Genomic DNA, 21,638 nt, shown 5'->3' with positions numbered 1-21,638 from the left:
AAAATTTCTGTTTGAATGACGCGGATACTGCTGCTTAACTGGCCTCCATTGAGAGGTGCCATGCGAAACGTGATTTTGGCCGCTGCATTCTTGCTTCCATCGGTCGCCCTTGCCGCCGAGGCCGTGGAAGTCAGGGCTCGCGATCTCAGCTGTGGCGAACTCGCGCAGTTCATCCGGCAAAACAAAACGGTATTTGTCCGAATTGGCATTGGCGGCCGCAGCTTCCGCTATCCGCCGGCGCGCTGCAGGCTGGGGGACAAGCACTCGACGACCAGTTTGCGGGATGCCGGTGGAAAGCTCTGCGTCCTCGATTATGCCTGCGTCTACGATCCAGAATCTTTTTATAACAAGATCCCGAATTAGGGTTGGAGCTAAGCCACACGACCAGCCGCCAAGGCTCGCAGCGCTCGCGCTCGTTTGGGAGCTCGCGGGACCTGGACAGCTTGAACGACGTGCCTGCGCGATCACGCATTCGATACCGCTACCCGCTCCAGATTTTCCCCTTGGTTTCAACGATTTTCGCCAGGTTCGGGGCGAATCGTCTTGCTCGGCGCGAATTGTCTCCCATATGCGCTTGCAAGCCAAGAATGGCGTTCGCAATTAGGTCTTGCGCAATCCCGCCGAAAGCCTTAAACGGCGGCACTAAACCGGCTCGCCGGGGTCACCCATTTCGTTCACAGGAAGCATTCAAATGGCAAAGAGTAAGTTTGAGCGCAACAAGCCGCACGTTAACATCGGCACGATCGGCCACGTTGACCACGGCAAGACGTCTCTGACGGCGGCGATCACGAAGTACTTCGGCGAGTTCAAGGCGTATGACCAGATCGACGCTGCGCCGGAAGAAAAGGCTCGCGGCATCACGATTTCGACGGCGCATGTCGAGTATGAGACGGCTGCCCGCCACTACGCGCACGTCGACTGCCCCGGCCACGCCGACTACGTCAAGAACATGATCACCGGTGCCGCACAGATGGACGGCGCGATCCTGGTGTGCTCGGCTGCCGACGGCCCGATGCCGCAGACCCGCGAACACATCCTGCTCGCCCGCCAGGTGGGCGTTCCGGCAATCGTCGTGTTCCTGAACAAGGTCGACCAGGTCGACGACGCCGAGCTTCTCGAGCTCGTCGAGCTGGAAGTGCGCGAACTGCTGTCGTCCTACGACTTCCCGGGCGACGACATCCCGGTCGTCAAGGGTTCGGCGCTGGCTGCTCTTGAAGATTCCGACAAGAAGATTGGCGAAGATGCGATCCGCGAGCTGATGGCCCAGGTCGACGCCTACATCCCGACGCCTGAGCGTCCGATCGACCAGCCGTTCCTGATGCCGATCGAAGACGTGTTCTCGATCTCGGGCCGCGGTACGGTCGTGACCGGCCGCGTCGAGCGCGGTATCGTCAAGGTTGGCGAAGAAGTCGAGATCGTCGGCATCCGCCCGACCTCGAAGACGACGGTGACCGGCGTTGAAATGTTCCGCAAGCTGCTCGACCAGGGCCAGGCCGGCGACAACATCGGCGCACTGATCCGCGGCGTGAACCGCGACGGCGTCGAGCGTGGCCAGATCCTGTGCAAGCCGGGTTCGGTGAAGCCGCACAAGAAGTTCAAGGCTGAAGCCTACATCCTGACGAAGGAAGAAGGCGGCCGTCATACGCCGTTCTTCACCAACTACCGTCCGCAGTTCTACTTCCGCACGACGGACGTGACGGGCATCGTGACGCTGCCGGAAGGCACGGAAATGGTGATGCCGGGCGACAACGTCACGGTTGACGTCGAGCTGATCGTGCCGATCGCCATGGAAGAAAAGCTGCGCTTCGCCATCCGCGAAGGCGGCCGTACCGTCGGCGCCGGTATCGTTGCATCGATCGTAGAGTAATCTTCGGATTAGCTTGTATTGAAGGAGCCCCGCTGGAAACGGCGGGGCTTTTGCGTTGCATTATTGTTGACGTTTGGACGTCGAATCAGCACCGATACGGCTCTTCGGTTCGGCAAGTCCTTCAAGACATCGCCGGATTCTGGATGAATATGCAGGTGGCCTACGACATCAAGATCCAGGCTCGCGCGCTGGAAGAGGTGCTGGTCGGAATCCTGAAGTGGAAGCAGCTTAGGCGAAATCTGACCGTGGCTTCTCAATCGCCACGCCTTCACCTTGCGCCCTGTTGTGGAGCCTTTATCTATTCCTTCTATTTCATGATGCGGAGGAGATTTCATGAAGAAGCGTATTCTTTTTACCGGCGGTTCGGGCAAGGCCGGACGTCATGTCGTACCGTGGCTGGTGAATGCCGGCTATGAGGTTCACAATGTCGATCTGGTGCCGCTCGACAGTCCCGGCGTCACCAACCTGATTGCCGACATCACCGACAGCGGCCAGGTCTTCAACGCGCTGTCTATGCATCGCGATCTTCCCGATCTGGAGCCGGGCAACGGCGTCCAAGGCTTCGAGGCTGTCGTGCATTTCGCTGCGATACCGCGCATTCTGATCAAGACGGACAACGAGACGTTCCGCATCAATACGATGGGCACTTACAATGTCCTCGAGGCAGCGGTGAAGCTCGGCGTCAGGAAGATCATCCTTGCCTCCAGCGAGACCACCTATGGCGTCTGCTTCGCGGAGGGAAAGAAGGATTTCCATCAGTTTCCGCTGGAGGAGGACTACGACGTCGATCCAATGGACAGCTACGGTCTGTCGAAGGTGCTGAACGAAAAGACGGCGCGCGCTTTCGCCGAGCGGTCCGGTGCCGATATCTATGCCTTGCGCATCGGAAACGTCATCGAGCCGCATGAATATGACAGGTTTCCCGGCTTCATCGCCAATCCGGAGACGCGCCGGCGCAATGCGTGGAACTATGTCGACGCCCGCGATCTCGCGCAGGTCGTCCATCTGTGTATCGAAAAGAGCGGATTGGGCTTCCAGGTCTTCAATGCGGTGAACGACACCGTGACCGCCAATATGCCGTCGAAGGAACTCGCCAAACGCTTCTTTCCGAACGTTCCCTTCACCCGCGAGATCGGGGAGCATGAGGGCCTGCTTTCCAACCGCAAGATCCGCGAAGTCCTCGGCTTCAAGGAAGAGCACGACTGGCGCAAATATGTGAAGCTCTGACCGTAGGCCATGCCGGGGTGATGGCGGATTGGGAAAAATCGAAAATCGCACTTGCATATCCCGTGCCACCGTCTTAAAGGGAGCGCCATGCTTGCAGGAAGCGCTTCGACCCTCATGGTCAAAGGGCTGAATGTAAAGCGTAAAGGGGTATAGCTCAGCTGGTAGAGCGGCGGTCTCCAAAACCGCAGGTCGGGGGTTCGAGCCCCTCTGCCCCTGCCATCTTCTTCGAAGGGAAAGCGCGGACGTTCTCGCAGCGGTCCGTCGGGGAGGGTATTATGGCAAATTTCGCTAGACGTCGGTTTTCCTCTTGTGCAATTGGGAATCGGTGTTTATGTAGGGTTCAACAGACACGCGGTGCGTGGGGCTGATATGTTCAGCTTTACGTGCCGTAATTGCGTGGGCAATCGATGGCATCCAAATCCAATCCGTTTGCGTTCCTGCAGCAGGTTCGCACCGAAACGTCCAAGGTTACCTGGCCGTCTCGCCGCGAGACCATGATCTCGACGATCATGGTTCTGGTGATGGTCGTCTTTGCCGCGCTGTTTTTCTTTGCTGCTGACCAGCTGATTGGCTGGGCTTTGAGCTACGTGCTCAACACCGGCAACTGATCGGGTGGAGATATAAGATGGCGGCACGTTGGTATATCGTCCACGCGTATTCGAATTTTGAGAAGAAGGTGGCTGAATCCATCGAGGAGAAGGCCAGGCAGAAGGGGCTCGAGCATCTCTTCGAAAAGATCCTCGTGCCGACCGAAAAGGTGGTTGAGGTGCGCCGCGGCCGCAAGGTCGACAGCGAGCGCAAGTTCTTTCCGGGCTATGTCATGGTTCGAGCGAACCTGACGGACGAGGCCTACCACCTCATCAAGAACACGCCGAAGGTCACCGGTTTCCTCGGCTCCGATAACAAGCCCGTTCCGATTCCGGACTCCGAAGCCGAGCGCATTCTCGGCCAGGTCCAGGAAGGTGTCGAGCGGCCAAAGGCTTCGGTTACCTTCGAGGTCGGTGAACAGGTCCGCGTTTCCGATGGCCCGTTCGCGTCGTTCAACGGCACGGTTCAGGATGTGGACGAAGAGCGTTCGCGCCTGAAGGTGGAAGTGTCGATCTTCGGCCGTGCAACGCCGGTCGAGCTGGAATACGGTCAGGTCGAAAAGGTCTGATTTTTGAGATGGAAGTCGGTCAGTACTGACCGGCTTCTGCGCGGCGATAGCCGCCAATCGCGTGGAAGGTGAGGGGTCTTAGCCGGGCCTTAAAATCCGCACCACGCAACCGCAGCCGCCGGAGAAATCCGGCATCACTGGCCGGGCAACCGGTCATCAATGAAAGGCAGAGAGTTATGGCTAAGAAAGTTGCAGGCCAGCTCAAGCTTCAGGTCAAGGCAGGATCGGCAAACCCGTCCCCGCCGATCGGCCCGGCGCTTGGTCAGCGTGGCATCAATATCATGGAATTCTGCAAGGCGTTCAATGCCGCCACGCAGGAAATGGAAAAGGGTATGCCGATCCCGGTTGTCATCACCTACTACCAGGACAAGTCCTTTACCTTCGTGATGAAGCAGCCGCCCGTCAGCTACTTCCTTAAGAAGGAAGCGAAGATCCAGTCCGGTTCGAAGACGCCCGGCAAGGGCTCTGTCGCTGGCAAGCTGACCAAGGCTCAGGTCAAGGCGATTGCCGAAGCGAAGATGAAGGACCTGAACGCAGCAGATATCGAAGGTGCAATGGCGATGATCGAGGGCTCTGCCCGCGCCATGGGCCTGGAAGTGGTAGGTTAAGACCATGGCTGGCAAGCGCACCAAGAAGATCAACGAAGGTGTTGATCCCACGAAGCTCTACGCTCTCAACCTTGCTATCGGCATGGTCAAGGACCGGGCTGTCGCCAAGTTCGATGAAACCATCGAAGTCGCCATGAACCTCGGCGTCGATCCGCGTCACGCAGACCAGATGGTCCGCGGCGTGGTCAACCTGCCGAACGGTACGGGCCGTGACGTTCGCGTCGCCGTTTTCGCGCGCGGCGCCAAGGCTGACGAAGCCAAGGCAGCCGGTGCTGACATCGTCGGCGCAGAAGAGCTGGTCGAAATCGTCCAGGGCGGCAAGATCGATTTCGATCGTGTCATCGCGACCCCGGACATGATGCCGCTCGTCGGCCGTCTCGGTAAGGTACTCGGCCCGCGCGGCATGATGCCGAACCCGAAGGTCGGAACGGTCACCATGGACGTTGCCGGGGCGGTCAAGGCCTCCAAGGGCGGCGCCGTCGAATTCCGCGTCGAGAAGGCTGGTATCGTTCACGCCGGCATCGGCAAGGCATCCTTCGATGCAAAGGCTCTGGAAGAAAACATCCGTGCCTTCGCTGATGCCGTCATCAAGGCGAAGCCGGCTGGCGCAAAGGGCAACTACGTCAAGCGCGTAGCGATTTCTTCGACCATGGGCCCGGGCGTCAAGATCGACCCGTCGTCGGTCACGGCCGCTTAACGAATTTCATCGGGCTTTGCCCGGTGGCAAGAATTCCGGCCTCGAAAGGGGCCGGAATATTCCGGAGAAATCCGGAATCCTGTCCGAGATTGCAGGTGGTTTTCCCTTAATCACTTCGGCCTGCATGAGACGGGTAAGACCCGAATTTCGATGAAGCTCAGCTTCATGGATTTGGTTCGAGCCTTGGATGCCTTGTGCCTTCGGCCTTTTGGCGCGAAGCGCGAGGGGACAGGATCCTCAAGCGCCGCTTGGGATCGCTTCTGATCCCGGGAGGCAAAGGCAACCCGGTGGGTCCGTTTCACGGTCCCGCCAACTGGAGATAGGCAGTGGAAAGAGCGGAAAAACGCGAATTCGTCACGGAACTGAACGAAGTCTTCAAGGCTTCGGGCTCGGTTGTCGTGGCCCACTATGCTGGTGCTACAGTCGCGCAGATGAACGACTTCCGTTCGAAGATGCGCGCTGCTGGCGGCACCGTCAGAGTCGCGAAGAACCGCCTGGCCAAGATCGCCCTTCAGGGTACGGAAGCGGAAGGGATTTCCAATCTCTTCACCGGTCAGACGCTGATTGCATACAGCGCCGATCCGATCACCGCTCCGAAAGTCGTCGTGGATTTCGCCAAGGGCAACGACAAGATCGTTGTGCTCGGCGGCGCCATGGGAACAACCACGCTCAACGCCGATGCAGTCAAGTCGCTTGCGACCCTGCCGTCGTTGGACGAACTGCGCGCGAAGCTGCTGGGCATGATCCAGACACCGGCTACCCGCATCGCAGGCGTTGTTGCAGCACCGGCAAGCCAGCTTGCCCGCGTGTTTTCGGCTTACGCCAAGAAGGACGAAGCCGCTTAAGGCGGTTTTTCGCTGTTTATAGAAAACCGGTTCGAACCGAACAAAAGGAACTGATAAAATGGCTGATCTCGCAAAGATCGTAGACGACCTCTCCTCGCTGACCGTTCTGGAAGCTGCAGAACTGTCCAAGCTTCTCGAAGAAAAGTGGGGCGTTTCCGCTGCTGCTCCGGTAGCTGTCGCTGCCGCTGCTGGTGGTGCTGGTGGCGCTGCTGCCGCTGCTGAAGAAGAAAAGACCGAGTTCGACGTCATCCTCACGGATGCCGGCGCCAACAAGATCAACGTCATCAAGGAAGTCCGCGCCATCACCGGCCTCGGCCTCAAGGAAGCCAAGGACCTCGTTGAAGCCGCTCCGAAGGCTGTCAAGGAAGCCGTTTCCAAGGCTGAAGCCGCTGACATCAAGAAGAAGCTTGAAGACGCTGGCGCAAAGGCCGACGTCAAGTAATCTTGAACTGCATCTGGGAGGCGGTCTTCACCGTCTCCCATTTGCCGTTTTTGTGAACGAATTACCCAAAAGCCGCGTGAAAACGGCTTTTGGGTAATGGGTTCTTCAAGAGCATGGTCTCGAACCGAAGCGCAGGGCAATCCGGCCATGTGGCTTCGGGAAGTGGGACGAGATTGAATTATCCATTGATCGACGGGATCGCCTGGCCAGCGGTTCCCGTCCGTTGCAGGCCCGGATGCAATTTTGAAGGAGCGACGATGGCTCAGACCCTTTCGTTCAATGGTCGTAGGCGCGTACGCAAGTTTTTTGGTAAAATCCCCGAAGTCGCAGAAATGCCGAACCTCATCGAGGTTCAGAAGGCGTCCTACGACCAATTCCTGATGGTTGAAGAGCCCAAGGGCGGCCGCCCTGACGAAGGCCTTCAGGCCGTCTTCAAGTCAGTTTTCCCGATCACGGATTTCTCCGGCGCTTCGATGCTGGAATTCGTGTCCTATGAGTTCGAACCGCCGAAGTTCGACGTCGACGAATGCCGCCAGCGCGACCTGACCTACGCCGCGCCGCTGAAGGTTACCCTCCGTCTCATCGTGTTCGATATCGACGAGGATACCGGCGCGAAGTCGATCAAGGACATCAAAGAGCAGTCCGTCTACATGGGCGACATGCCGCTCATGACGAACAACGGCACGTTCATCGTGAACGGCACCGAGCGCGTGATCGTGTCCCAGATGCACCGTTCGCCGGGCGTCTTCTTCGACCACGACAAGGGCAAGAGCCATTCTTCCGGCAAGCTGCTCTTCGCCGCCCGCGTGATCCCGTATCGCGGCTCCTGGCTCGACATCGAGTTCGACGCCAAGGACATCGTCTATGCCCGTATCGACCGCCGCCGCAAGATTCCGGTGTCGTCGCTGCTGATGGCCCTCGGCATGGATGGCGAGGAAATCCTCGACACCTTCTACACGAAGTCGCTCTACAAGCGCGACGGCGAAGGCTGGCGCATTCCCTTCCAGCCCGAGGCGCTGAAGGGCGCCAAGGCGATCACCGAGATGGTCGACGCCGACACCGGCGAAGTCGTGGTCGAAGCGGGCAAGAAGCTGACCCCGCGTTTGCTCCGCCAGCTTTCCGACAAGGGTCTCAAGGCTCTGAAGGCGACGGACGACGATCTCTACGGCAACTACCTCGCAGAAGACATCGTCAACTACTCGACGGGTGAGATCTATCTCGAAGCCGGCGACGAAATCGACGAGAAGACTCTGCCGGTCATCCTCGCCAACGGTTTCGACGAAATCCCGGTTCTCGGCATCGACCACATCAATGTCGGCGCCTACATCCGCAACACACTCAACGCCGATAAGAACGAGAACCGCCAGGACGCGCTGTTCGACATCTACCGCGTCATGCGTCCGGGTGAACCGCCGACCATGGAATCGGCCGAAGCCATGTTCAACTCGCTGTTTTTCGATGCGGAGCGTTACGACCTCTCCGCCGTCGGCCGCGTGAAGATGAACATGCGTCTCGACCTCGACGTCGAAGACACCGTCCGCGTCCTGCGCAAGGACGACATCCTGGCCGTGGTCAAGATGCTCGTCGAGCTACGCGACGGCAAGGGCGAGATCGACGACATCGACAACCTTGGCAACCGCCGCGTCCGCTCGGTCGGCGAGCTGATGGAAAACCAATACCGTCTGGGCCTGCTGCGCATGGAACGCGCGATCAAGGAGCGCATGTCCTCGATCGAAATCGACACGGTCATGCCGCAGGATCTGATCAACGCGAAGCCGGCAGCTGCCGCCGTTCGCGAATTCTTCGGCTCCTCGCAGCTCTCGCAGTTCATGGACCAGGTCAACCCGCTGTCGGAGATCACCCACAAGCGCCGTCTCTCGGCACTTGGCCCGGGCGGGCTGACCCGCGAGCGCGCCGGCTTCGAAGTCCGCGACGTTCATCCGACCCACTACGGCCGTATTTGCCCGATCGAAACGCCGGAAGGCCCGAACATCGGTCTCATCAACTCGCTGGCGACCTTTGCGCGCGTCAACAAGTACGGCTTCATCGAGAGCCCTTACCGCCGCATCGTCGACGGCAAGGTGACGAACGATGTTCTTTACCTGTCGGCCATGGAAGAGGCGAAGTACTACGTCGCACAGGCCAACGCCGAACTCGACAAGGACGGTTCCTTCGTTGACGAATTCGTCGTGTGCCGTCACGCCGGCGAAGTCATGCTCGCCCCGCGCGACAGCATGAACCTGATGGACGTCTCGCCGAAGCAGGTCGTTTCGGTTGCAGCCGCTCTTATCCCGTTCCTGGAAAATGACGACGCGAACCGCGCCCTCATGGGCTCGAACATGCAGCGTCAGGCTGTTCCGTTGCTGCGTGCCGAAGCTCCGTTCGTTGGCACCGGCATGGAGCCGGTCGTCGCTCGCGACTCCGGTGCAGCTATCGGCGCCCGCCGCGGTGGCGTCGTTGACCAGGTCGACGCGACGCGTATCGTCATCCGCGCAACGGAAGACCTCGAAGCCGGCAAGTCCGGCGTCGATATCTACCGCCTGCAGAAGTTCCAGCGGTCGAACCAGAACACCTGCGTCAACCAGCGTCCGCTGGTCACCGTCGGTGACGTTGTCAACCGCGGCGACATTCTCGCGGACGGTCCGTCGACCGACCTTGGCGATCTGGCTCTCGGCCGCAACGCGCTCGTCGCGTTCATGCCGTGGAACGGCTACAACTACGAAGATTCGATCCTGCTCTCCGAGCGTATCGTTGCCGACGACGTGTTCACCTCCATCCACATCGAAGAATTCGAAGTGATGGCGCGCGACACGAAGCTTGGTCCGGAAGAAATCACGCGCGATATTCCGAATGTTTCGGAAGAAGCGCTGAAGAATCTCGACGAAGCAGGCATTGTCTACATCGGCGCCGAAGTTCAGCCGGGTGATATCCTTGTCGGCAAGATCACGCCGAAGGGCGAAAGCCCGATGACGCCGGAAGAAAAGCTCCTGCGCGCCATCTTCGGTGAAAAGGCGTCCGACGTCCGCGATACGTCGATGCGCATGCCGCCCGGCACCTACGGCACGATCGTCGAAGTGCGCGTCTTCAACCGCCACGGCGTTGAAAAGGACGAGCGCGCAATGGCAATCGAGCGCGAAGAGATCGAGCGTCTTGCCAAGGACCGCGACGACGAGCAGGCGATTCTCGACCGTAACGTCTACGGCCGTCTGATCGAGATGCTCCGCGGCCAGATGTCCATCGCCGGCCCGAAGGGCTTCAAGAAGGGCGCCGAGCTTTCGAACGCCGTGGTCTCCGAATATCCCCGCTCGCAGTGGTGGATGTTCGCAGTCGAGGACGAGAAGGTCCAGAGCGAACTCGAAGCACTCCGCGGCCAGTACGACGAATCCAAGTCGCGCCTTGAGCAGCGCTTCATGGACAAGGTCGAGAAGGTCCAGCGCGGCGACGAAATGCCTCCGGGCGTGATGAAGATGGTCAAGGTTTTCGTCGCAGTGAAGCGCAAGATCCAGCCGGGCGACAAGATGGCTGGCCGTCACGGCAACAAGGGTGTTGTGTCGCGCATCGTTCCGGTCGAAGACATGCCGTTCCTCGAAGACGGCACGCATGTCGACGTCGTTCTGAACCCGCTGGGCGTGCCTTCGCGCATGAACGTCGGCCAGATCCTCGAGACGCACCTCGGCTGGGCTTGCGCCGGCATGGGCAAGCAGATCGGTGATCTGATCGAAGCCTACAAGGCGAACGGCAATATCGAGCCGTTGCGCAAGACGATCGGCGACGTTGTCGGCGACGGTCCGAAGGCCGAGCAGGTCAAGGACTTCGACGATGACTCGGTTCTGCGTCTTGCGGACCAGTGGAAGCGCGGCGTTTCGATCGCAACGCCGGTCTTCGACGGCGCCCATGAAGGCGATGTTAACGAGATGCTGCGTCTGGCGGGTCTCAAGGATTCCGGTCAGTCGACGCTGTATGACGGCCGTACCGGCGAGCAGTTCGACCGTCAGGTGACCGTGGGCTACATCTACATGCTGAAGCTCAACCACCTGGTCGACGACAAGATCCACGCCCGTTCGATCGGTCCTTACTCGCTCGTGACCCAGCAGCCGCTGGGCGGCAAGGCCCAGTTCGGCGGCCAGCGCTTCGGCGAAATGGAGGTCTGGGCTCTGGAAGCATACGGCGCAGCCTACACGCTGCAGGAAATGCTGACGGTGAAGTCGGACGACGTTGCCGGCCGCACCAAGGTCTACGAAGCCATCGTCCGGGGCGACGATACGTTCGAAGCGGGTATTCCCGAAAGCTTCAACGTTCTCGTCAAGGAAATGCGCTCGCTCGGCCTTTCCGTCGAGCTGGAGAACTCGAAGGTCGAGGATCTGCAGCAGGCGGGCCAGTTGCCGGACGCAGCCGAGTAACCACTTGATAGGGTGTGCGCCTTAAGAGGGCGCACACCGTTCCCGCCATGGCCCCGTAATGTGTCGGCCGGGCAGGGACGTTTCCGCCGCATTGTGCGGTTATTGTCGTTTTGAGCGTTGGCGCGGCTCCCGGGATTTGCCGCCGACCATCGCAAGCTAAGGGCGCTTTCGCCCATGAAGGAGACAGGCATGAACCAAGAGGTCATGAATCTTTTCAATCCGCAGGTGCCTGCACAGAATTTCGACTCCATCCGGATTTCGATTGCCTCTCCGGAGAAGATCCTTTCCTGGTCCTACGGTGAGATCAAGAAGCCGGAAACCATCAACTACCGCACTTTCAAGCCGGAACGCGATGGTCTCTTCTGCGCGCGCATCTTCGGGCCGATCAAGGACTACGAGTGCCTTTGCGGCAAGTACAAGCGCATGAAGTACAAGGGCATCATCTGCGAAAAGTGCGGCGTCGAAGTCACGCTGTCGCGCGTTCGCCGCGAGCGCATGGGCCATATCGAGCTTGCAGCACCCGTTGCCCACATCTGGTTCCTGAAGTCGCTGCCGAGCCGCATTTCCACGCTGCTCGACATGACGCTGAAGGATGTCGAGCGCGTCCTGTATTTCGAAAACTACATCGTCACCGAGCCGGGCCTCACGGCCCTTAAGGAACATCAGCTCCTCTCGGAAGAAGAGTACATGCTCGCCGTCGACGAATATGGCGAAGACCAGTTCACGGCGATGATCGGCGCTGAGGCCATCTACGAGATGCTGGCATCGATGAACCTCGAGAAGATCGCCGGCGATCTGCGTTCCGAGCTTGCCGACACCACGTCGGATCTCAAGCAGAAGAAGCTGATGAAGCGGCTGAAGATCGTCGAGAACTTCATGGAATCCGGCAACCGTCCGGAATGGATGATCATGAAGGTCGTTCCGGTGATCCCGCCGGATCTGCGTCCGCTGGTTCCGCTCGATGGCGGCCGCTTTGCGACGTCGGACCTCAACGATCTCTATCGTCGCGTCATCAACCGTAACAATCGTCTGAAGCGCCTGATCGAGCTTCGTGCGCCGGGTATCATTATCCGCAACGAAAAGCGCATGTTGCAGGAATCCGTCGATGCGCTGTTCGACAACGGCCGTCGCGGCCGCGTCATCACGGGTGCCAACAAGCGTCCGCTGAAGTCGCTCTCCGACATGCTCAAGGGCAAGCAGGGCCGCTTCCGCCAGAACCTGCTTGGCAAGCGCGTTGACTATTCCGGCCGCTCGGTCATCGTGACCGGTCCGGAGCTGAAGCTGCACCAGTGCGGCCTGCCGAAGAAGATGGCGCTCGAACTCTTCAAGCCGTTCATCTACGCCCGCCTCGACGCCAAGGGTTATTCCTCGACCGTCAAGCAGGCGAAGAAGCTGGTCGAGAAGGAAAAGCCGGAAGTCTGGGATATCCTCGACGAGGTCATCCGCGAGCATCCGGTTCTCTTGAACCGCGCACCGACGCTGCACCGCCTGGGCATCCAGGCCTTCGAACCCACCCTGGTCGAAGGCAAGGCGATCCAGCTGCATCCGCTCGTTTGCACGGCCTTCAACGCCGACTTCGATGGCGACCAGATGGCCGTCCACGTGCCACTGTCTCTCGAAGCCCAGCTCGAAGCCCGCGTTCTGATGATGTCGACGAACAACATCCTGCACCCGGCAAACGGCGCACCGATCATCGTTCCGTCGCAGGACATGGTTCTCGGCCTCTACTACCTCTCGATCATGAACCAGAACGAGCCGGGCGAAGGCATGGCCTTCTCCGACCTCGGCGAACTGCATCATGCTCTCGAAAGCAAGGTCGTCACCCTGCACACCAAGATCCGCGGCCGCTTCAAGTCGATCAGCGAGGACGGCAAGCCGTACTCCAAGATCTATGAAACGACCCCGGGCCGCCTGCTCATCGGCGAATTGCTGCCGAAGAACGGCAAGGTGCCTTTCGACATCTGCAACCAGGAAATGACCAAGAAGAACATCTCCAAGATGATCGACACGGTCTACCGTCATTGCGGCCAGAAGGACACGGTCATTTTCTGCGACCGCATCATGCAGCTCGGGTTCTCGCATGCCTGCCGCGCCGGCATCTCGTTCGGCAAGGACGACATGGTGATCCCGGATACCAAGGTGAAGATCGTCGGCGATACCGAAGCACTCGTGAAGGAATACGAGCAGCAGTATAACGACGGCCTCATCACGCAGGGCGAAAAGTACAACAAGGTCGTCGATGCCTGGGGCAAGGCCACCGAGAAGGTCGCCGAAGAGATGATGGCCCGCATCAAGGCTGTCGAGTTCGACGAAAAGACCGGCCGCCAGAAGCCCATGAACTCGATCTACATGATGAGCCACTCGGGCGCCCGCGGTTCGCCGAACCAGATGCGTCAGCTGGGCGGCATGCGCGGCCTGATGGCTAAGCCCTCGGGCGAAATCATCGAGACGCCGATCATCTCGAACTTCAAGGAAGGCCTGACCGTCAACGAGTACTTCAACTCGACCCACGGCGCCCGTAAGGGTCTGGCAGACACCGCCTTGAAGACGGCAAACTCGGGCTACCTGACCCGCCGTCTCGTCGACGTCGCGCAGGATTGCATCGTCAACTCCGTGGATTGCGGCACCGACAAGGGCCTCACCATGACCGCCATCGTCGATGCCGGTCAGGTCGTTGCCTCGCTCGGCGCACGTATCCTCGGCCGTACGGCACTCGACAACATCGATCACCCGGTCACCGGCGAGCGCATCGTCGATGCCGGCAAGATGATCCTCGAGCCAGATGTCGTCGAGATCGAAAAGGCTGGTATCCAGTCGATCCGCATCCGTTCGGCACTGACCTGCGAAATCCAGACAGGCGTCTGCTCGGTCTGCTACGGCCGCGACCTTGCTCGCGGTACGCCGGTCAACATGGGCGAAGCGGTCGGCGTCATCGCGGCTCAGTCGATCGGCGAGCCAGGCACGCAGCTCACCATGCGTACCTTCCACCTTGGCGGTACGGCCACCGTGGTCGACCAGTCGTTCCTGGAAGCCTCGTATGAAGGAACGGTTCAGATCAAGAACCGCAACCTTCTGCGGAACTCCGAAGGCATCCTCGTTGCCATGGGCCGCAACATGACCGTCCAGATCCTGGACGAGCGTGGCGTTGAGCGCTCCTCGCAGCGCGTTGCCTACGGTTCGAAGCTGTATGTGGACGAGAGCGACAAGGTGAAGCGCGGCCAGCGTCTGGCTGAGTGGGATCCGTACACCCGTCCGATAATGACGGAACTGGCCGGTACCGTTCAGTTCGAAGACGTTGTCGACGGTCTCTCCGTTCTCGAAGCGACCGACGAATCCACGGGTATCACCAAGCGTCAGGTCATCGACTGGCGTTCGACCCCGCGTGGTTCGGACCTCAAGCCGGCAATCGTCATCAAGGACGCAAGCGGCAATGTCGCGAAGCTGTCTCGCGGCGGCGATGCCCGCTTCCTGCTTTCGGTCGACGCGATCCTTTCGGTCGAGCCGGGCCAGAAGGTCTCCCAGGGTGACGTGCTTGCACGTTCGCCGCTGGAAAGCGCCAAGACCAAGGACATCACCGGCGGTCTGCCGCGCGTTGCCGAACTCTTCGAAGCCCGCCGCCCTAAGGATCACGCCATCATCGCTGAGATCGATGGTACGATCCGCCTCGGCCGCGACTACAAGAACAAGCGCCGCGTCATCATCGAGCCGGCGGAAGACGGTGTCGAGCCTGTCGAATACCTGATCCCGAAGGGCAAGCCCTTCCACCTTCAGGAAGGCGACTATATCGAAAAGGGCGACTACATCCTCGACGGCAACCCGGCACCGCACGACATCCTGGCGATCAAGGGCGTAGAGGCTCTGGCTTCCTACCTCGTCAACGAAATCCAGGAAGTCTACCGCTTGCAGGGCGTTGTCATCAACGACAAGCACATCGAAGTGATTGTCCGTCAGATGCTGCAGAAGGTGGAAATCACCGATGCGGGCGACTCGACTTATATCGTCGGCGACAACGTCGACCGTATCGAGCTCGAGGACGTCAACGACGGCCTGATCGAGCAGGGCAAGAAGCCTGCCTATGGCGAGCCGGTTCTTCTGGGCATCACCAAGGCGTCGCTGCAGACCCCGTCCTTCATCTCCGCCGCTTCCTTCCAGGAAACGACGAAGGTGCTGACGGAAGCTGCGATCGCCGGCAAGACTGACGGTCTGCAGGGTCTCAAGGAAAACGTCATCGTCGGGCGCCTCATCCCGGCCGGTACCGGCGGCACCATGACGGCGATCCGCCGCATCGCGACGTCGCGCGATGAGATGATCCTCGAAGAGCGCCGCAAGGGCACGGGCGCGGATGCCGCAACCCCGATGCTCCAGGATATGGCCGGCGAAAACGCTTCGGCGGCCGAATAGCCGGCAGCCCGGACTCAGAATTGAAAAACCGCCCGGAGCGATCCGGGCGGTTTTTTGTCTGGTTTCGCGGCGGCGGGGAGGCCGAAAATAGTTCTCCATTCTTTCTTGATAACTACTACAGGCTCGCCTCCATATAGCTTACGGAAGTCGTTCCCATGGCTCGGAACCGCATGCGGCTTTTCGATGAAAGGAAAAGACACCTTGCATCGCTCGATGCCGCTTTGGCCTGCGGGATGGCCACCTCGAAGCCGGCTGCGTTCAACCGGCAGGACGTTTTTGCCGAGCTGAAAGACCGTATAATCGTTTCGTGGAAGGTGCATATTGTGCACGTCTCCAATAGCGCGATGAACTATGAAGCGATCGTAATTTCCCAAGCTCGGATTGGTTAGCGAAGCAGGATGAGGCAATTCTGCATTCCGTAACCGAGCCTGGCCTTTGCTGCTGCGATATCAATCCAGAAAAAGCGGAGCAGGATCGGTCCGCCGCCGCCGAATGGTGTCATCTCGTGATGAAGCCAGGTGTCGGGGTAGGGCCCTCCAATATCGGCATGATAGTAATGCCGCCGGTGGTAGATGGCGGCGCCGTTCTTGATGAAGCGGTAGTCATCGATTGAAGCGGACGAAGAGTGTTGCTCAGCGCAAGACCTGTCTCTTCGGCGAATTCGCGGGTTGCCGCTTGCTCAGGGTCTTCGCCGGGTTCGACCGTCCCGCCCGGAACCTGCAGTTCGATCTCCGGAAAATCCGGCTCGTCGAAAACCAGGAGTCGGCCGCGCCAGGTGGCGTAGATCAGTACCTTTTGCGCATCCGGCCCCGTCATGTCTTCAGTTGAAGCGGATGATCGCGACTTCGCCTTCGAGCGCGCCTTGGTACGCCGAGGCATGCGGTTCTTCTTCGGGAACGTCAGTCAGCATGCCGATCTGGTCGAGGTCGGCTTCGATGAAGCCCTCTTCGGCAAGGGCGTTCAGCGCCTCGCGCACCGCGCTGTCGTCATCGGCGGCCTTCAACATCACGTGCAGGTCGACGCCCTCAGCGCCATCGGACTCGTAGCCCTTGCCGATGATGATGAAGATCATCGGGCCTACGGAATTATTGTCGTTGTCGGGCTTTTCGATCATTCATCGGTCCTTTGGATATCTGGCGATTCGAAACTCGAATCCGTTTTGACAGGCGCGCGGCCTGCGATCGCTGATTCCTTATCCGTTTTTGCAGCGATGCCCAAGTTCAACTTGGCATGCGGTGTCCGTTGCGTCTAAAAGCCTTCAAAGAGCGCACGCAGCCCGGGTTTCAAGGCGATCCGCCGAAGATTATTTCTTAACCGGCCTTGACGAACCAGCGGGAAACCAGTAGTACCCGCGCCATCGGAACCCATGTGAGGCATGGCTGTCCGGGGCGTCTCGTCCTGGAGTTCTCCTCAAACAAGGTTCGAAACGCACGTTGAAGATATGATGCCTGCACGCATGACGCATGTCTTTTTTGCGTCCTCTGCCTTCAGTGGTCCATCTGCGCAAGCGGATCGGGCCACATTTTGCGCATTGACGACAGCCGTGTGATCTTGCCGGAGACGGCGCGAGTTACGCCCGCAAGGGTTTGAGAGATAAACGTAAGGGATGGTTGAATGCCTACCGTAAACCAGCTGATCCGCAAGCCTCGCCAGGCAAGTGTAAAGCGTAACAAGGTTCCTGCGCTGCAGGAAAACCCGCAGAAGCGCGGCGTTTGCACCCGCGTCTACACCACGACGCCGAAGAAGCCGAACTCGGCTCTGCGTAAGGTTGCCAAGATCCGCCTCACCAACGGCTTCGAAGTCATTGGTTACATTCCCGGCGAAGGTCACAACCTTCAGGAACACTCCGTCGTCATGATCCGTGGCGGCCGCGTGAAGGACCTTCCGGGTGTCCGTTACCACATCATCCGCGGCGTTCTCGATACCCAGGGTGTCAAGAACCGCAAGCAGCGCCGTTCGAAGTACGGTGCGAAGCGTCCGAAGTAATTCGGTTTTGGTTTTCCGGCGCTGCGCGAGGTTCTCCGCGTGGTAAAGCGCCTTAACAGTTGAAGAGACGAGAAGTATGTCCCGACGTCACAGAGCAGAAAAGCGCGAGATCAACCCGGACCCGAAGTTCGGCGATCTGGTTGTCACGAAGTTCATGAATGCCATCATGCTCGACGGCAAGAAGTCCGTTGCTGAAAACATCGTATACGGCGCATTCGACGTCGTGCAGGGCAAGTCCAAGCAGGAGCCGATTGCGGTTTTCCACGCTGCGCTCGATAACATCGCCCCGCACGTCGAAGTCCGCTCGCGCCGCGTCGGTGGTGCGACCTACCAGGTCCCGGTCGACGTCCGTCCGGAGCGCCGTCAGGCTCTCGCCATTCGCTGGCTGATCGCTGCTGCCCGCAAGCGCAACGAAACGACCATGGTTGACCGCCTCTCGGGCGAGCTTCTCGATGCATCCAACAACCGCGGCAGTGCCGTCAAGAAGCGCGAAGACACGCACAAGATGGCCGATGCCAACCGTGCGTTCTCGCACTATCGCTGGTAATTCCGAACGGTATCGAAAGGCAGTCCACAATGGCTCGCGAATATAAAATCGAAGACTACCGCAATTTCGGTATCATGGCGCACATCGACGCCGGCAAGACCACGACCACCGAACGTATTCTTTATTACACCGGTAAGTCGCACAAGATCGGCGAAGTCCACGACGGCGCAGCCACCATGGACTGGATGGAGCAGGAACAGGAGCGTGGCATCACGATCACCTCCGCTGCGACCACGACCTTCTGGAAGGGCCGTGACGGCAAGATGCGCCGCTTCAACATCATTGACACCCCCGGCCACGTCGACTTCACCATCGAAGTCGAGCGTTCGCTGCGCGTTCTTGACGGCGCCATCGCACTTCTCGATGCCAACGCCGGTGTCGAGCCGCAGACTGAAACCGTCTGGCGCCAGGCCGAGAAGTATCATGTTCCGCGCATGATCTTCTGCAACAAGATGGACAAGACCGGTGCGGACTTCTACCGCTCCGTCGAGATGATCAAGACCCGTCTCGGCGCGACGGCTGTCGTCATGCAGCTGCCGATCGGCGCAGAAACCGAGTTCAAGGGCGTTGTCGACCTGATCGAGATGAACGCTCTCATCTGGCGCGACGAGTCTCTCGGCGCACAGTGGGACGTCGTCGAAATCCCGGAAGACATGAAGGCCAAGGCTGAAGAATATCGCGAAAAGCTGATCGAGACGGTTGTTGAGATCGACGAAGCCGCAATGGAAGCCTACCTCGAAGGCAACATGCCGGACAACGATCAGATCCGCGCGCTCGTTCGCCGCGGCACCATCGACGTCAAGTTTCATCCGATGTTCTGCGGTACTGCCTTCAAGAACAAGGGCGTTCAGCCGCTGCTCGACGCAGTTGTCGATTACCTGCCGTCGCCGCTCGACATTCCGGCGATCAAGGGTATCGACGTGAAGACGGAAGCTGAAATCGAGCGTCACCCCGATGACGCCGAGCCGCTCTCCATGCTCGCCTTCAAGATCATGAACGACCCCTTCGTCGGTTCGCTCACCTTCGCCCGCATCTATTCCGGCAAGCTCGAGAAGGGCGCGTCGGTCATGAACACGGTCAAGGACAAGCGCGAGCGCGTCGGCCGCATGCTGCAGATGCACTCCAACTCGCGTGAAGACATCGAAGAAGCCTTCGCCGGCGACATCGTTGCTCTCGCAGGCCTCAAGGAAACCACCACTGGCGATACGCTGTGTGATCCGCTGAAGCCGGTTATCCTCGAGCGCATGGAATTCCCCGAGCCGGTCATCCAGATCGCCATCGAACCGAAGACCAAGGGCGACCAGGAAAAGATGGGCCTCGCGCTCAACCGCCTGGCTGCCGAAGACCCGTCCTTCCGCGTGAAGACGGACCAGGAATCGGGCCAGACGATCATCGCCGGCATGGGTGAACTTCACCTCGACATCATCGTTGACCGCATGCGCCGCGAGTTCAAGGTTGAAGCAACCGTCGGTGCGCCGCAGGTTGCCTACCGCGAAACCATCACGAAGACGCACGAAGAAGACTACACGCACAAGAAGCAGTCCGGTGGTACCGGCCAGTTCGCGCGCGTCAAGATCATCTTCGAACCGAACCCAGAAGGCGACGACTTCAAGTTCGAGTCCAAGATCGTCGGCGGTGCTGTTCCGAAGGAATACATCCCGGGCGTTCAGAAGGGCATCGAAAGCGTTTTGACCTCCGGTCCTCTCGCAGGCTTCCCGATGCTCGGCGTCAAGGCGACGCTGATCGACGGTGCCTTCCACGATGTCGACTCGTCGGTCCTGGCGTTCGAAATCGCCTCCCGCGCTTGCTTCCGTGAGGCAGCAAAGAAGGCTGGCGCTCAGCTGCTCGAGCCGATGATGAAGGTCGAAGTCGTGACGCCGGAAGACTATGTCGGCGACGTCATCGGCGACCTGAACTCGCGCCGTGGTCAGATCCAGGGCCAGGAGAGCCGCGGCATCGCTGTCGTCATCAACGCGAACGTTCCGCTGGCGAACATGTTCAAGTACGTCGACAACCTGCGCTCCATGTCGCAGGGCCGCGCTCAGTACACGATGACCTTCGATCACTACGCGCCGGTCCCGTCGAACGTCGCAACTGAAATCCAGGCAAAGTATTCCGGTCAGAAGTGACCGGAATACCAATTGACCGATAACAAGAATTAGATCCCTTCGGGGACTAGCAGAATGGAGAGCCGAAAATGGCAAAGAGTAAGTTTGAGCGCAACAAGCCGCACGTTAACATCGGCACGATCGGCCACGTTGACCACGGCAAGACGTCTCTGACGGCGGCGATCACGAAGTACTTCGGCGAGTTCAAGGCGTATGACCAGATCGACGCTGCGCCGGAAGAAAAGGCTCGCGGCATCACGATTTCGACGGCGCATGTCGAGTATGAGACGGCTGCCCGCCACTACGCGCACGTCGACTGCCCCGGCCACGCCGACTACGTCAAGAACATGATCACCGGCGCCGCACAGATGGACGGCGCGATCCTGGTGTGCTCGGCTGCCGACGGCCCGATGCCGCAGACCCGCGAACACATCCTGCTCGCCCGCCAGGTGGGCGTTCCGGCAATCGTCGTGTTCCTGAACAAGGTCGACCAGGTCGACGACGCCGAGCTTCTCGAGCTCGTCGAGCTGGAAGTGCGCGAACTGCTGTCGTCCTACGACTTCCCGGGCGACGACATCCCGGTCGTCAAGGGTTCGGCGCTGGCTGCTCTTGAAGATTCCGACAAGAAGATTGGCGAAGATGCGATCCGTGAGCTGATGGCCCAGGTCGACGCCTACATCCCGACGCCTGAGCGTCCGATCGACCAGCCGTTCCTGATGCCGATCGAAGACGTGTTCTCGATCTCGGGCCGCGGTACGGTCGTGACCGGCCGCGTCGAGCGCGGTATCGTCAAGGTTGGCGAAGAAGTCGAGATCGTCGGCATCCGCCCGACCTCGAAGACGACGGTGACCGGCGTTGAAATGTTCCGCAAGCTGCTCGACCAGGGCCAGGCCGGCGACAACATCGGCGCACTGATCCGCGGCGTGAACCGCGACGGCGTCGAGCGTGGCCAGATCCTGTGCAAGCCGGGTTCGGTGAAGCCGCACAAGAAGTTCAAGGCTGAAGCCTACATCCTGACGAAGGAAGAAGGCGGCCGTCATACGCCGTTCTTCACCAACTACCGTCCGCAGTTCTACTTCCGCACGACGGACGTGACGGGCATCGTGACGCTGCCGGAAGGCACGGAAATGGTGATGCCGGGCGACAACGTCACGGTTGACGTCGAGCTGATCGTGCCGATCGCCATGGAAGAAAAGCTGCGCTTCGCCATCCGCGAAGGCGGCCGCACCGTCGGCGCCGGTATCGTTGCTTCGATCGTAGAGTAATCTTTTAAGCAAGCGGCCCCAGGGCCGCTTGCTTATGACATAAAAATGTAGCAAATGGCGCGCGAGCGCGATTTGCGTCTGCTTCGGCT

19 protein-coding genes and 1 tRNA gene are annotated in these 21,638 nt (G+C 59.7%); 17 read left to right on the top strand and 3 right to left on the bottom strand.

What is annotated here, in order from left to right; translation table 11 throughout:
- Positions 1 to 60: 60 nt before the first annotated feature.
- Together ACZ9DP_RS27090 and tuf (ACZ9DP_RS27085) are read left to right on the top strand one after the other, a co-directional pair.
- Entirely contained in the window at positions 61 to 363 is a 303-nt protein-coding gene (locus ACZ9DP_RS27090; RefSeq protein ID WP_074067585.1) for a hypothetical protein, read from the top strand.
- Between the two features lie 328 nt (positions 364 to 691).
- Positions 692 to 1,867 (top strand): elongation factor Tu, encoded by a 1,176-nt coding sequence (tuf, locus tag ACZ9DP_RS27085; RefSeq protein WP_074067586.1) that lies wholly within the window; start codon positions 692 to 694, stop codon positions 1,865 to 1,867.
- 8 nt (positions 1,868 to 1,875) lie between these two features.
- Here tuf (ACZ9DP_RS27085) and ACZ9DP_RS27080 read toward each other — a convergent pair whose 3' ends face one another.
- Positions 1,876 to 2,202, bottom strand: a complete 327-nt coding sequence (locus ACZ9DP_RS27080) for a hypothetical protein (protein WP_476204121.1) — start codon at positions 2,200 to 2,202, stop codon at positions 1,876 to 1,878.
- Between ACZ9DP_RS27080 and ACZ9DP_RS27075 the strand changes: the two genes are divergently transcribed.
- The 11 genes from ACZ9DP_RS27075 (at position 2,201) to ACZ9DP_RS27025 (ending at position 16,032) form a co-directional block, all read left to right on the top strand.
- Positions 2,201 to 3,094, top strand: coding sequence for an NAD-dependent epimerase/dehydratase family protein (locus ACZ9DP_RS27075; RefSeq protein WP_194729448.1), 894 nt, complete (start codon positions 2,201 to 2,203; stop codon positions 3,092 to 3,094). The two genes, ACZ9DP_RS27080 and ACZ9DP_RS27075, sit on opposite strands and share 2 nt — an antisense overlap.
- 143 nt (positions 3,095 to 3,237) lie before the next feature.
- A tRNA-Trp gene (locus ACZ9DP_RS27070) sits at positions 3,238 to 3,313 on the top strand.
- Positions 3,314 to 3,501: 188 nt separating this feature from the next.
- Positions 3,502 to 3,702, top strand: a complete 201-nt coding sequence (gene secE, locus ACZ9DP_RS27065) for a preprotein translocase subunit SecE (RefSeq protein ID WP_039844632.1) — start codon at positions 3,502 to 3,504, stop codon at positions 3,700 to 3,702.
- A gap of 17 nt (positions 3,703 to 3,719) precedes the next feature.
- On the top strand, positions 3,720 to 4,250 hold the full coding sequence (gene nusG / locus ACZ9DP_RS27060) for a transcription termination/antitermination protein NusG (protein ID WP_022719204.1): 531 nt from the start codon (positions 3,720 to 3,722) through the stop codon (positions 4,248 to 4,250).
- A 176-nt stretch (positions 4,251 to 4,426) separates the two neighbouring features.
- The gene (gene rplK, locus ACZ9DP_RS27055; RefSeq protein WP_022719203.1) at positions 4,427 to 4,858 is read left to right on the top strand and encodes a 50S ribosomal protein L11; all 432 of its coding nucleotides are present in this window, start codon (positions 4,427 to 4,429) and stop codon (positions 4,856 to 4,858) included.
- A gap of 4 nt (positions 4,859 to 4,862) precedes the next feature.
- Positions 4,863 to 5,555: a 50S ribosomal protein L1 gene (gene rplA, locus ACZ9DP_RS27050; RefSeq protein WP_039844633.1), complete on the top strand. Its 693-nt coding sequence runs from the start codon at positions 4,863 to 4,865 to the stop codon at positions 5,553 to 5,555.
- A gap of 326 nt (positions 5,556 to 5,881) precedes the next feature.
- A complete protein-coding gene (gene rplJ, locus ACZ9DP_RS27045; protein WP_022719201.1) occupies positions 5,882 to 6,400 on the top strand; it encodes a 50S ribosomal protein L10 in 519 nt (172 codons plus the stop codon).
- A 58-nt stretch (positions 6,401 to 6,458) separates the two neighbouring features.
- Positions 6,459 to 6,842, top strand: a complete 384-nt coding sequence (gene rplL / locus ACZ9DP_RS27040; RefSeq protein WP_022719200.1) for a 50S ribosomal protein L7/L12 — start codon at positions 6,459 to 6,461, stop codon at positions 6,840 to 6,842.
- Positions 6,843 to 7,099: 257 nt separating this feature from the next.
- Complete coding sequence (gene rpoB / locus ACZ9DP_RS27035) at positions 7,100 to 11,242, top strand: DNA-directed RNA polymerase subunit beta (RefSeq protein ID WP_476204119.1); 4,143 nt, start codon at positions 7,100 to 7,102, stop codon at positions 11,240 to 11,242.
- 189 nt (positions 11,243 to 11,431) lie between these two features.
- Positions 11,432 to 15,643 (top strand): DNA-directed RNA polymerase subunit beta', encoded by a 4,212-nt coding sequence (gene rpoC, locus ACZ9DP_RS27030; protein WP_476204118.1) that lies wholly within the window; start codon positions 11,432 to 11,434, stop codon positions 15,641 to 15,643.
- A 155-nt stretch (positions 15,644 to 15,798) separates the two neighbouring features.
- Positions 15,799 to 16,032 carry a hypothetical protein gene (locus ACZ9DP_RS27025; protein ID WP_476204117.1) on the top strand — a complete coding sequence of 78 codons (234 nt, stop codon included), beginning with the start codon at positions 15,799 to 15,801 and terminating at the stop codon, positions 16,030 to 16,032.
- A gap of 109 nt (positions 16,033 to 16,141) precedes the next feature.
- On the opposite strand, the gene ACZ9DP_RS27020 is transcribed toward ACZ9DP_RS27025, so the two are convergent.
- Together ACZ9DP_RS27020 and ACZ9DP_RS27015 are read right to left on the bottom strand one after the other, a co-directional pair.
- Positions 16,142 to 16,522 (bottom strand): NUDIX domain-containing protein, encoded by a 381-nt coding sequence (locus tag ACZ9DP_RS27020; protein WP_476204116.1) that lies wholly within the window; start codon positions 16,520 to 16,522, stop codon positions 16,142 to 16,144.
- Positions 16,464 to 16,757: a transcriptional regulator gene (locus ACZ9DP_RS27015; protein WP_074060952.1), complete on the bottom strand. Its 294-nt coding sequence runs from the start codon at positions 16,755 to 16,757 to the stop codon at positions 16,464 to 16,466. Before ACZ9DP_RS27015 ends, ACZ9DP_RS27020 begins: the two co-directional genes overlap by 59 nt.
- 500 nt (positions 16,758 to 17,257) lie before the next feature.
- Between ACZ9DP_RS27015 and rpsL the strand changes: the two genes are divergently transcribed.
- The 4 genes from rpsL to tuf (ACZ9DP_RS26995) all read left to right on the top strand — a co-directional run bounded on the left by rpsL (position 17,258) and on the right by tuf (ACZ9DP_RS26995) (position 21,549).
- Entirely contained in the window at positions 17,258 to 17,629 is a 372-nt protein-coding gene (rpsL, locus tag ACZ9DP_RS27010; protein ID WP_022719193.1) for a 30S ribosomal protein S12, read from the top strand.
- A 76-nt stretch (positions 17,630 to 17,705) separates the two neighbouring features.
- Positions 17,706 to 18,176, top strand: a complete 471-nt coding sequence (gene rpsG / locus ACZ9DP_RS27005; RefSeq protein ID WP_022719192.1) for a 30S ribosomal protein S7 — start codon at positions 17,706 to 17,708, stop codon at positions 18,174 to 18,176.
- Positions 18,177 to 18,205: 29 nt separating this feature from the next.
- Positions 18,206 to 20,305 carry an elongation factor G gene (fusA, locus tag ACZ9DP_RS27000; protein WP_022719191.1) on the top strand — a complete coding sequence of 700 codons (2,100 nt, stop codon included), beginning with the start codon at positions 18,206 to 18,208 and terminating at the stop codon, positions 20,303 to 20,305.
- 68 nt (positions 20,306 to 20,373) lie between these two features.
- Positions 20,374 to 21,549 (top strand): elongation factor Tu, encoded by a 1,176-nt coding sequence (tuf, locus tag ACZ9DP_RS26995; RefSeq protein WP_074067586.1) that lies wholly within the window; start codon positions 20,374 to 20,376, stop codon positions 21,547 to 21,549.
- Positions 21,550 to 21,638 lie beyond the last annotated feature (89 nt).

This window comes from Rhizobium sp. USDA 4016, from assembly GCF_056279705.1.
This window is presented reverse-complemented; position numbering and strand designations above follow the sequence as displayed.